At 42.4% G+C, this 11,254-nt stretch carries 11 protein-coding genes and 1 pseudogene; 7 read left to right on the forward strand and 5 right to left on the reverse strand.

Going from position 1 to position 11,254, the window contains the following annotated elements; all coding sequences use genetic code 11:
* The first annotated feature begins 39 nt into the window (after positions 1-39).
* From GQS54_RS06220 to GQS54_RS06230, 3 genes are all read left to right on the forward strand, one after another.
* Positions 40-756, forward strand: coding sequence for a CoA transferase subunit A (locus GQS54_RS06220; protein WP_166423155.1), 717 nt, complete (start codon positions 40-42; stop codon positions 754-756).
* Positions 757-768: 12 nt separating this feature from the next.
* The gene (locus GQS54_RS06225; RefSeq protein ID WP_166423156.1) at positions 769-1,425 is read left to right on the forward strand and encodes a 3-oxoacid CoA-transferase subunit B; all 657 of its coding nucleotides are present in this window, start codon (positions 769-771) and stop codon (positions 1,423-1,425) included.
* A gap of 94 nt (positions 1,426-1,519) precedes the next feature.
* The gene (locus GQS54_RS06230; protein ID WP_166423157.1) at positions 1,520-2,860 is read left to right on the forward strand and encodes a DEAD/DEAH box helicase; all 1,341 of its coding nucleotides are present in this window, start codon (positions 1,520-1,522) and stop codon (positions 2,858-2,860) included.
* A 122-nt stretch (positions 2,861-2,982) separates the two neighbouring features.
* On the opposite strand, the gene GQS54_RS06235 is transcribed toward GQS54_RS06230, so the two are convergent.
* Both GQS54_RS06235 and GQS54_RS06240 read right to left on the reverse strand, forming a co-directional pair.
* Positions 2,983-3,534, reverse strand: a complete 552-nt coding sequence (locus GQS54_RS06235) for an NAD(P)H nitroreductase (protein ID WP_166423158.1) — start codon at positions 3,532-3,534, stop codon at positions 2,983-2,985.
* Between the two features lie 115 nt (positions 3,535-3,649).
* Positions 3,650-4,270: a DoxX family protein gene (locus GQS54_RS06240; RefSeq protein ID WP_166423159.1), complete on the reverse strand. Its 621-nt coding sequence runs from the start codon at positions 4,268-4,270 to the stop codon at positions 3,650-3,652.
* 156 nt (positions 4,271-4,426) lie between these two features.
* On the opposite strand from GQS54_RS06240, the gene GQS54_RS06245 reads away from it, so the two are divergent.
* On the forward strand, positions 4,427-4,921 hold the full coding sequence (locus GQS54_RS06245; protein ID WP_205967650.1) for an HAD family hydrolase: 495 nt from the start codon (positions 4,427-4,429) through the stop codon (positions 4,919-4,921).
* A 37-nt stretch (positions 4,922-4,958) separates the two neighbouring features.
* Here GQS54_RS06245 and miaE (GQS54_RS06250) read toward each other — a convergent pair.
* A pseudogene (gene miaE, locus GQS54_RS06250) lies at positions 4,959-5,096 on the reverse strand (tRNA isopentenyl-2-thiomethyl-A-37 hydroxylase MiaE); the annotation flags it as partial.
* A 297-nt stretch (positions 5,097-5,393) separates the two neighbouring features.
* On the opposite strand from miaE (GQS54_RS06250), the gene GQS54_RS06255 reads away from it, so the two are divergent.
* From GQS54_RS06255 to GQS54_RS06265, 3 genes are read left to right on the forward strand one after another with little or no spacing between them, the layout of a single operon-like run.
* Complete coding sequence (locus GQS54_RS06255; RefSeq protein ID WP_166423161.1) at positions 5,394-6,485, forward strand: hypothetical protein; 1,092 nt, start codon at positions 5,394-5,396, stop codon at positions 6,483-6,485.
* A 12-nt stretch (positions 6,486-6,497) separates the two neighbouring features.
* A complete protein-coding gene (locus GQS54_RS06260; RefSeq protein ID WP_166423162.1) occupies positions 6,498-8,258 on the forward strand; it encodes a S8 family serine peptidase in 1,761 nt (586 codons plus the stop codon).
* A gap of 44 nt (positions 8,259-8,302) precedes the next feature.
* Entirely contained in the window at positions 8,303-8,632 is a 330-nt protein-coding gene (locus tag GQS54_RS06265) for a hypothetical protein (RefSeq protein ID WP_166423163.1), read from the forward strand.
* A gap of 467 nt (positions 8,633-9,099) precedes the next feature.
* On the opposite strand, the gene miaE (GQS54_RS06270) is transcribed toward GQS54_RS06265, so the two are convergent.
* Together miaE (GQS54_RS06270) and GQS54_RS06275 are read right to left on the reverse strand one after the other, a co-directional pair.
* Positions 9,100-9,861: a tRNA isopentenyl-2-thiomethyl-A-37 hydroxylase MiaE gene (miaE, locus tag GQS54_RS06270; protein ID WP_166423164.1), complete on the reverse strand. Its 762-nt coding sequence runs from the start codon at positions 9,859-9,861 to the stop codon at positions 9,100-9,102.
* 266 nt (positions 9,862-10,127) lie between these two features.
* Positions 10,128-11,252 (reverse strand): ABC transporter permease, encoded by a 1,125-nt coding sequence (locus GQS54_RS06275; protein ID WP_166423323.1) that lies wholly within the window; start codon positions 11,250-11,252, stop codon positions 10,128-10,130.
* Between the last annotated feature and the right edge of the window lie 2 nt (positions 11,253-11,254).

Below are 11,254 nucleotides of genomic sequence, written 5' to 3' on the forward strand. Positions count from 1 at the left end.
TCTATATTGATGTTAAATATACGTAAACGAGGAATAAACATGGCAGGGTTTGATAAAGTTGTAACCAGCTACGCAGAAGCGATGGCAGGCTTAGAAGACAACATGACCGTTATTGCTGGCGGGTTTGGTTTATGCGGGATCCCTGAAGGGCTTATTGGACAGATTAAAAGAATGGGCACCAAGGGCCTCACTATCGTTTCTAATAACTGTGGTGTAGATGGATTTGGCTTAGGATTACTTTTAGAAGACAAACAAGTGAAGAAGATGATTTCTTCTTACGTCGGTGAAAATGCGTTATTTGAACGCCAGTTATTAGATGGTGAACTGGAAGTAGAATTAACCCCTCAGGGCACACTTGCAGAGAAAATGCGTGCAGGCGGTGCAGGTATTCCGGCCTTCTATACCGCAACGGGCTTCGGCACCCCTGTCGGAGAAGGCAAAGAGGTCAGAGAGTTCAATGGTCGGCCCTACATAATGGAAGAGTCTATTACTGGTGACTTCGCTATTGTAAAAGCGTGGAAAGCAGATCGTTACGGTAACTGCATTTATCGTCATACGGCGCAAAATTTCAACCCAATGGCTGCTACGGCTGGCAAGGTCACAGTACTTGAAGTCGAAGAGCTCGTCGAACCAGGCGAACTTGAACCCAGTCAAATTCACACGCCAGGTATTTATATCAATCGAGTGATTGTTGGCAAATTTGAGAAACGCATTGAACGTAGAGTATTAGCAAAAACAGCTAACGAGCAAGGGTAATAGGAGATCATCATGGCACTATCTAGAGACCAAATCGCGATGCGTGTGGCGCAAGAATTTCACGACGGTGATTACATCAACCTAGGAATAGGTATTCCTACCCTTGCAGCAAATTTTGTTCCAGCAGGCATGCAAGTCATGTTGCAATCTGAAAATGGTTTGTTGGGCATGGGTCCTTATCCTACAGAAGAAAACGTTGATGCTGATATGATCAATGCCGGTAAAGAAACCGTTACTGCTGGTGTGGGCGCATCAATTTTCAGTTCAGCTGAGAGTTTTGCGATGATCCGTGGTGGTCATGTTGACGTGACCGTGCTTGGCGCATTTGAAGTCGACGTTACAGGAAGTATTGCGTCATGGATGATACCCGGTAAATTGATTAAAGGAATGGGAGGCGCCATGGATCTTGTCGCTGGGGCAAAGAATATTATCGTTACCATGACCCACGCAGATAAACATGGTAATTCAAAACTACTTGAAGCGTGTACCCTACCATTGACGGGGGTTAATTGTATTAACCGTATCATTACTGATCTAGCGGTTATCGAGGTTAAGGACGGCGCATTTCATTTATTAGAGCGAGCACCAGGGGTGAGTATTGATGAAATTAAAAATAAAACAGCGGGTAAACTGATTTTCGCTGCTGATGTACCAGAAATGCAGGTGTAATATTGTCACTTGAAAGCGAAAACTAAAATAAAAACTCCATAATTAGCGCGGCGATTGTATAATGCGCTCAATTACATCTTAGAGTACTTATTTTTTGCAATTTAGCGATTTACCATTAGACCACCGCTTAGGTAAAGCCTTAGAAATAAAAGGCTTTGCTCAAGCGACCGAAATTCAAGCGCAAGCCATCCCTTATGCCCTTATGGGTAAGGATTTGATTGCCTCGTCGAAAACAGGCTCAGGTAAAACCTTAGCCTTTTTGTTACCTGCGGTACAAAGGGTGCTAACCAAGCAACCTCTTAGCCGAAAAGATCCACGAGTGCTCATTCTCGCACCGACTCGGGAACTGGCGAAACAGGTCTTTTTACAACTTAAGTGGTTGATCTCTAAACACCAATTGAAAGCAGCATTAATTCTTGGAGGCGAAAACTTTAATGATCAAGTTAAAGCTTTACGCCATCACCCGCAATTTGTTGTCGGCACCGCCGGTCGCATAGCCGATCACCTAACCGGTAAGTCTCTATATTTAAACGGTTTGGAAATGCTTATCTTAGATGAAGCAGATCGCATGCTTGATTTAGGTTTTTCCGCTCAGCTAAAACAAATTAATGCCGCTGCGGATCATCGTAAACGTCAATCGATGATGTTCTCAGCCACTTTAGATAATGCTGCATTACATTACCTCACCCAATCTATGCTCAAAGCACCGCAACGTATTAGTATCGGTGTATCAGGCGCTGAACATAAAGACATTCAACAACGTTTTTTATTAGCTGACAACGTGACACATAAAGAACGATTGTTAACACATATGATCAACGAGAAAGATCATCGTCAAGTCATTGTTTTTACCGCAACCAGAGCCGATACAGAGCGCTTGTCGAATCTGCTAAAAGAGCAAGGGTTATACAGCATTGCCTTAAGCGGTGATTTAACCCAAGGTCAGCGTAATAATATAATGAGCGAATTTGGCCGCGGTCAACAACATATTCTTGTGACCACTGACATAGCGTCACGGGGACTCGACTTACTCAATGTATCGTTGGTAGTAAACTTCGACTTACCTAAGTTAGCCGATGAATACGTGCACCGTGTAGGTCGTACCGGGCGTGCTGGTAACAAAGGTGAAGCAGTGTCTTTTGTTGGTCCAAAAGACTGGGCGAGCTATTTGTCGATTAAAGACTTTTTGCAGCAAGAGGTCAGCTTCAGTGAAGTTGAAGGTTTGACCGCCAAATTCAAAGGCTTACGTCCACCGAAAAAAGCAAAATCAGTTGCTGAAAAGTCATCAAATAAAGATGCGAGTGCGCGAGCGAAATCTGCTGGGGGGGCAAGTAATCAAGGACCTGAGCGGGTAAAACCTATGCAAGGTACGGAAGTAGGCGATCGCCCCATGAAGCGTAAACCTCGTCAAGTAATTGAAGACAACGACGAATAGGTCTGCTGTCACGTTGCGCGGCTATCGTCTATTTCTTTCAGCGTTAGCCGCCGGCAGATAAATAACAGGTTTAACGCTGGGCAATACTCATTGCTCAGCGTTAAACAGGTAAATAGTTATCGCTACCTCCAGTATTCAAAAAATTCGCTAGCATCTCGAGCGGTTTTTGGTGAGAGATCTGTAGCTGGCGTTCCAAGATATAAAAATCCTACAATTTCGTCTTGCTCCGCACAGCCTAAGGCAGCTTTTACATAAGCGTTTTGAGCATAACTCCCGGTCCGCCAAATTCCGTTAAACCCTTGCGCGACCGCTGCCATTTGCATCGCGTGCACTGCGCATGAGGCAGAAGCAACCTGTTCTACCCAGGGCACTTTTTGATGCTCCACATACTTAGTAATTGCCACAATAACCATAGGGGCGCGCTTAGGCAACTCTGGTGCTCGCGCTATTTCTTTCTCAGTCATGTCCGCAGCAATCGCAGCTTGTTCAAATATATCGCCTAACTTGGCTAACCCCTCTTTCTCACAAATGATAAAACGCCAAGGCGATAAACATGCATGATCAGGCGCTCGTAGTGCGGCTTGCATTATATTATTTAATTCGTCACCTGCCGGTGCAGGCGCTTGTAGTCTGGGATGAGAACTGCGATTCAGCAGTAAATCTAAGGCATCCATGGAATAAAAAGACCTCAAAGAAGAATAGAATTTAGATTATTATTATGGCGACTATCGAAAGCCGGGGCAATAAAAAAAGGCGCAGAATACGCCTTGCTTTATAAAGAATTTATATTTAGTTCGGCATAAATTTTCTACGTAAAAAATAGTCGACACTCGTAAATTTACCGCCGCCGGTGAAAAACAATGACAACAGCATAAAGAAATACGTCATCGCAAATTCAATACCGTTGTTGAGAACCACGAACTTACCACTTGAGGTTAACCAGTCATAATTTCCGTGTTCTTGCAGCAAATTTTTCGCTGCAGCTAGCTTATCTGGAGCACTCATCACATTCTCGTTCAGCATAATGGTACCGTCTGATAACCAGCTAGATGCATCTGCTATAGCCGGCCAGCCGTTTGGCCAATGTACTGAGAATGCGGCGATTAGCATTGTAACCATTAATGGAATTGATGCCCAGCGCGTCGCTAAGCCAAGCAAAATAAATACACCACCTAGCAATTCAGCAGCAATAGCCAGAGATGCCAATAAGGCGGGAGCAGGTAAACCTAACCCATAGTCAGCATTCGCAAACCAATCCACTGTATTTTCAAAACTGCCTAACTTTGTCCAACCAGCTTGAATCATAATGGGCGCTAAGTATAAACGAAGAAGTAAAGGTGCGACGCCCTTAAAGACTGCGGTTTTCTCTAACGTGCGCTGTGCACGAACTGCTAAATTGACCATACTCATATTGTTTCCGTTAAAAACTGTTATTCAATAGATAGCAGATAATCGAAAAAACTTTCATCAATAAACGAACATAAATGCCTAATTGATATAAATTAGCGTAAATAAGGTCTTAAGATCTGACTTAAGGACCTCTCATATTTCATTTTAGGCAAAACGATGGACAGAACATATTTATTCGATTGGGGAGATACATTAATGGTCGACTTCCCAGGATCACGCGGAAAGATGTATCAATGGGAAACAGTAAAATGCGTTGAGGGAGCAAAAGCAACCTTATGTTTTTTAGCCCGCGCTCATAAAATTTATATAGCCACTAGCGCGGTGGATTCTTGCGAAGCAGATATTGCAAAGGCATTCAAACGAGTTGGCCTATCTGAGTATATTTCAGGATATTTTTGTTACGGGAATATCGGGATATATAAAGGGTCTGTGAATTTTTATTGGGCGATTCAACAGCGCTTAAAAATACCGCTAAATAAAATCGTTATGGTGGGTGATAACTTCGAAAAAGACATTCGCCCTGCCCTAGCGTCAGGAATGAACGCCATATGGTACAACCCTGACAATGCGCCACAAACAGCAATTATTCCAACGCTAATTGAGGGGCAGTCATCCAGTGAAATTCACACCCTACAAGCGTTGCAGGTTTAAACATCACTCTAGGTAGCGTCTTTACTAAAATCTTTGCCTAGAAGTTAGGCACGCCGCTGTGAAATTTAAAATCATCATCGGGAAATGTAATCAACTCAGCTTCCATTTCACCAAAATAAGCAATACGTTCCGTAATATCACCTTTGGCAATATCCTGAGCTAATCTGAGGTAGTCGAGACGAAGCATTGTACGGCAATGCAACCATGAAATACCGAAAGATAAAGTTTGTCCATCTGTGGACCAACATACATTAATGTTCGTTGGTACAGTGCAAATATAATATTTTAGTTACCACAATACCGTTCCAAAATGTTTGCAATTTCACTGCAAAAACATACAAACGTATACTTCGGCATATTTTACTAGATGATGATTTAGATTAAATTTAGTAATAATGTTGCTACACGGATGTACAAATTGTATCCCCCACTTACCGACACTCTCTTTTAAAGCAAAAATCACGGAAACATTATGTTGAAACGTTTAAACCTATCTAAATTAGCCCTTGCCTGTTCCATTGTTCTTCTGACAGGTTGTGGCGGCGGGAGCAGTGACAACTCAAGCACTAACACTCCAGATACATCAGGTGGTGTTGATAACTCTGCTGGCGTTGATGATTCTACAGATGTTGATGACTCTACAGATGTTGATGATTCTACAGATGTTGATGATTCTACAGATGTTGATGATTCTACAGATGTTGATGATGATGCAGGGGCTGAAACTCCCCCCCCAACAGATTTCACTGTGAATTATGAGCAGGGTACATTGACTATCCCTGATAATTCATCAAAAGACGTTTTTATTACCTTTGATGGCGCAGTAGGCAATGTTTCCCTATCGACCTTGACATCATGGACAAATTCAGACTCTTTCGACTATACATTTGAGAATTTAACTTCAGAAGGCGTCACAATATCAATGGTCGTAGGGAACGAAGATAACCCAAAGAGTGGCTCAATTGATTTGTCATATATAGATGGTGACAATCGAGAAGTGTTTGTGTCTATAGAATACAACATTGAGAACACCTCTGGCGTGTCAATCCTTGCCAATTACAATACTGCCATTCAGTCAATTACGGAGTTTTTGGATCTAACCCCAGAAAGGGAGTTGTATAAGCGAGTTCGACAAGTCGCTCTTATGATGGGTGCCGATGTTTCATTAGAAGATGATGAAATTAACAGTGTGATATCAAATGATGTAATAAGTAATTTAGAAACAATTAAACTTTACTCGTTTGATAATGTGTCGGCATATTCGGTAGGGATAATGAGTGAGTCAAAATTAAAAGAAGAAACGGACGCATTACTTACTCAGTTGAGCAATTATGCCGCCCCCATCAATAATATCATTACGAGCGTGATCTCCTTAACTGGTGGGGCTGTACCGTCTGTTGAATTAGGGACGGTTTACATAGATGCGCAAAGTAACACCGTATCTCAACTTGTAGGCAATGAATCCCTTGGGAGCTACGACTCTGGTACATGGGCATTTTCCAACACATATCAATTCTTGTCAGTGGTAGCTAACCCTGAACTAGAAACTTGTTCAGCGGAATAACGGAACATTATAATGAAAAATACTTTTATAACTACTGTAGCACTTAGCGCCCTAGCGGCAATTTCTTCACCGGCATTAGCGACCGATACTGTTCGACTGGTGGTTACACCTAAGCACACCTCAGCAAAAGGCTTTGTTAGTCAAGCATCTGTGTCTCAAGGGGGCTGTGTATCCACGCCTAGAGGTACTGCTGATTGGTGTATTGGAAGCTCTAACTCAAGCAACTCGATTAGAGTGCAAGCTACATCAGTGTCAGGTGCTGAAAAATCAATTGTCAATTTGGAAAGTCATGGTTATAGCGCAGAGGAAGTTGCGAAATTACTAAGTGATGATGGTCGCTTTGGGACGGTGGAAGCAGATGTTCGCGTATCGACTGCTGGGTCCCCCCAAGTAAAATCACAAAGTTTGGCTGATGGTGCGCCAAACGACCCAGGTTTCGAAATTTATCAAGAGGATTATCTTGGCGCTAGGGATAAATATAGTGCTGGCATGAATGTTGTACCTGAGTGGAAAACTCACAACGGATTTAGAGATGGCGAAACGGTAGACGTGGTTGTTATGGATTCATCCTTCTTCATAAATGATGATGTTCCTTATTACAGCGGTGCTAGTTTTGTAACAACGGGCGATGAGGTCAGTAAAGATGATTTCGCCCCTGCGCAATCAGCTCTTGATGCCGGGGAAGGGGTATGCAACGGTCATGGTTTGGGCGTAGCATCGACTATTTCAGCGCTGACAGATAACGGCATTGGGTCAGCGGGGATTATCGATAACGCACGCATACATGTTGCTAGAGTTATGAATTGCGGCGATGGGTATCTTTCTGATACTGCCAGAGCGATGGACTGGTTGGCAGGTGATGAAATAGAAGGCGTAACCCCTTACCAAGGCGGTGTTGGGGTTGTTAATATGAGTCTTGCAGGGGAATCTGAAACGTGCCCATTTTATATGCAAGAATCCATAGATAAGTTGAAAGCTTTAGGTTGGACCTTAGTTGCGGCAGCAGGGAATGTCACTGATGACTCGAATAATTACGCCCCGGGGAATTGCGAAGGTGTAATAAACGTTGGGTCTGTTGACCTCGATGGGACTTTAACTTATTTTTCTAATACGGGAACGAGTATTGACCTAATGGCAGCAGGCGTGAACATCGCAGCCGCTTGCTCTGCAAGTACGGAAAGTAACTCAGAGTGCTACTGGGACGGTACGTCTTTCTCTTCACCTCTAGTAGCTGGTTTATTTGCCGCAGCGAAGAGTGTTACAGGTGCAGACAGTGAGATACTAGAAACTGCTTTTAAGACTACAGCTTATGGTAATACAGTGACAGGCTGTGTTGATGGGCATTGTGGCAGCGGTATTCCAGATTTGACAGCTGCAATATCGTTTGCTCAAAAATCGATGAGCGGGGAACTAAACACAATATCTTTTGCTCTAGGTGAAAATGACAATTGTGAGCAAAGCTGGTTCATAGATAACTTTGGTGGCAGCATCCCAATGTGCTCGCTTTATAAAGTCACATTTTTTTCAGGGAACATTTCGGAAGGTACGCATTACGAACTGGTTAGTGTAGATGCTTCGCAAACTTTTGAAACAGGAAGCATTGATGTTCAAGGGGTGTTTACCAAAGCCGAAATGTACCTACCTGCGATTGACGTGGTAAACAACAAGTATGGCGTGAGAGTATGTGACGCATCAGGGTGTGACGATGAAATCTTTGATATGAATGTATCAGGTGCTCAAGAAGAGGATCGCCCAGCGGCATGTAAAGAGTAATGTTTCGAATAAGCCGATAGTTTACTTCCTTTAGGAATTTATAAATGAAAAAACAAAATATAATTTTCACTGCAGGTCTTTTATTGCTGATTGCAGCTTGCGCGGCGAGTACTATTTCACCTGAAAACAGCCACGAAAAATTTAAAATCGATGTAAGAGAAAACCGAAGTGAGTTTATTGAAAACCTTCGTAAATGTAAGATTGAAAGCGATAAGGAAGGGTGTACTGAATACCTCAAACGTACGAAATCACTAATGAAAGAATTTAGTGAGAGTAAAAAAATTAACGAGCGCAGACTAGCAAGGACCATTAAGTTTATACTTTCTGCTTCGCCTGAAAGGCTGCGCAATGATGTAATTGTAACAGATTATTAAGCCAAGACGTAGAGTTCGAAAACTATTTCTAGAAGAGATTTGGATTTATTCGTGCTCACTTCGGGAGGCATACTTTTTAGGAGCCGTAATGTCTGATTATTCAACAGACTGCGCTAAAAGCTCCTTTTTATAAACAGTTTTCGCAGAATAACTAGGGGCGTACATGGTTAAATATTTACTTCACAAACAAGTAAACCTGAGAGAAACTTAAAACCCTCATATTGAGGAAAAAACTGACTTCAATTTTTAAATATATAGTGCCGAGCGACTTACATAAAGATCACTGGCTGTTAATCAAACTTTTAATCACATCACTTTTTGGTTTGGAAAATCGTTCAAATTATTCTACACGAGGCTCAACTAAAAAATTTTGGTCTTCAGCTTCATCGCCAGTCGCCAGTAACTTTGCATCTCATTTATTTCTGACTATTAAATTAACATTGCGTGACAAATATGACACTGGTTTATTAGACAGCGCTCATAATAGGAAGCCCACTGTGAAATTTGAAATCCTCGTCAGATGACGAAATCAAATCTGCTTCTACTTCACCGAAATATGCAACGCGTTGTGATATATCTTTGCCTGCAATATCTGTTGCAAGCGTAAGGTAGTCTTGATAATGCCGAGCTTCTGAGCGCAAAAGGGATATATAAAAATCCCCTAAAGGCTTATCTAAAAACGGGGCTATTTTGGCGAAACGTTCACAGGAGCGCGCTTCGATATATGCTCCGCAAATTAACTTGTCGATTAAAGCGTCAGGTTCATGGGTTTTAACGTGCTTTAAAAGACCCTTGGCGTAGCGGCTTGATTCAATTTTGTCATACTCAACACCATAGTCATTCATCATCTCTAGAACTTGATAAAAATGATGCAGTTCTTCACGAATAAGCATGACCATTTTATCGACTAACTCTTGCCCATAACGACTGCCTGATTTAACCAGCATGGATTTGTTCAACTTAAACTTTTCAAGCTCACGCCAATTACCAATTTGACGATAGGTGAAATCTTCATATGGCTTTAACCAATCAAGAAGTGCTTTCGCACTATCCGCATCTACGGCATAGCGACGTATTAGGAACATTGCGCTTTGTGCTGCCTTTAATTCACAAATTAGATGATCTGTTAACAGTACCGCTAAATTCTCTTTTTTGACCGCTTCCGCTACCCACGCATCTGGGGTTTCGCAGTTTAAAAACCCTTGAATGGGTGCTAATAAGTTTTCCAAATTAACATTAACCTTCTGATGAATCGACAAGCTTAAATTTAAATAAAAGGCCAAGAACACACACCCTTAAAATCAGCGCTGTATTATATCATAGGCTTGCCTGAGTTCAGGCAGCAGTATGTGTAATTTTATAATATGCCGACTTGGGCAAAAATAACGAACGCTTATCTGTCGAAAATTCAGAACTTAAAAGTACCACGACTGAAGCCTCTGCTAGAAAGCTTCAGTGTGCAGGATTTGCCAAGCAGGGAAAGGTATCGGGCTCACTACTTACTGACACTAATAGAGCGTCTGAATAACATTAAGCTTGCGCCAAAGAATACTGTACCCAAGCCCAAAATAGTCAGCATTTGAGGCCAAACAATACTGATATTCGCCCCTCTAAAAACAACTGCCTGTGCAAATGCCATGTAATGACGAGACGGTAACAACCAGGTTATCGGTTGAATAATTTCAGGCTGGCTTTCGATAGGTGTCAGGCCGCCAGAAAGCAACATGATTGGAACAATAACCATTAATAATAACAGTGCGAACTGTGCCATAGAGCGGGCAACTGTGCCTAAAAATATACCAATGGCGGCTGCCGCGAGTAAATAGAGCGCGGTACCACCAAAGAGCAACATGCGGGAGCCCGCAATGGGTACATCCAATATTCCTTCTACCATAAAGAAGGTAGACAACACGAACGAAACCAGAATAATCAATCCATTTGCCCATACTTTTGACATAACAATTTGAAAGGACGTTAATGGCATAACAAGCAAATGCTCAATCGTGCCATGCTCTCGTTCACGCAACAATGCTGCGCCAGTCAATATGATCGTTAACATTGAAATTTGGTTAAGCAATGAGTTGAACGCCCCAAACCACATGCCGGTCCCATTGGGATTAAAAGCACGCCTTTGCACTAATACAACGGGATAAACTGTCTCTTCATCCGAGCGATTAATATAGTGATTAACTTCATCAGTCACTATATTTTGAATGTAGGCATTGCCTAAACTCGCCTGAATAACCGCTGTCGCGTCTATACTAATTTGTATGCTGGGCTGATCGCCATTGCGTACATCACGCTCAAAGTTGGGAGGAATACCAATCACAAACATAAAACGATCGTGATCCATTGCTTCATCAACTTCACGTGCCGAAATGACTTCTGGCACTTTAAAATACGGCGGAAAAAGCGCATTCGCTATTGCCCGCGACAACGCAGAGTGATCTTCATCAACAATAGCCACCGACGCATTATTAACAGACTCACTTGTGGCCGTTGCTTCAGCGTATATAGCCACACTAAATGAATAGGCTATCAGTAAAACCAAAATGAAATCACCCAAGACGCTGCGTAACTCTTTTCTACCCAACCAATAAATATTAACCCAGGATCTCATCA

It is taken from the genome of Paraglaciecola sp. 20A4 (assembly GCF_011378905.1).
In the GTDB taxonomy this organism is placed as follows: Bacteria; Pseudomonadota; Gammaproteobacteria; order Enterobacterales; family Alteromonadaceae; genus Paraglaciecola.

Excerpts from the sequence above, each read along its gene's own strand:
- GQS54_RS06225 (WP_166423156.1), top strand. The coding sequence starts at position 769 with ATGGCACTATCTAGAGACCAAATCGCGATGCGTGTGGCGCAAGAATTT.
- GQS54_RS06240 (WP_166423159.1), bottom strand. The coding sequence starts at position 4,270 with ATGAGTATGGTCAATTTAGCAGTTCGTGCACAGCGCACGTTAGAGAAA.
- GQS54_RS06245 (WP_205967650.1), top strand. The coding sequence starts at position 4,427 with ATGGACAGAACATATTTATTCGATTGGGGAGATACATTAATGGTCGAC.
- GQS54_RS06260 (WP_166423162.1), top strand. The coding sequence starts at position 6,498 with ATGAAAAATACTTTTATAACTACTGTAGCACTTAGCGCCCTAGCGGCA.
- GQS54_RS06255 (WP_166423161.1), top strand. The coding sequence starts at position 5,394 with ATGTTGAAACGTTTAAACCTATCTAAATTAGCCCTTGCCTGTTCCATT.
- GQS54_RS06275 (WP_166423323.1), bottom strand. The coding sequence starts at position 11,252 with ATGAGATCCTGGGTTAATATTTATTGGTTGGGTAGAAAAGAGTTACGC.
- GQS54_RS06265 (WP_166423163.1), top strand. The coding sequence starts at position 8,303 with ATGAAAAAACAAAATATAATTTTCACTGCAGGTCTTTTATTGCTGATT.
- GQS54_RS06235 (WP_166423158.1), bottom strand. The coding sequence starts at position 3,534 with ATGGATGCCTTAGATTTACTGCTGAATCGCAGTTCTCATCCCAGACTA.
- GQS54_RS06220 (WP_166423155.1), top strand. The coding sequence starts at position 40 with ATGGCAGGGTTTGATAAAGTTGTAACCAGCTACGCAGAAGCGATGGCA.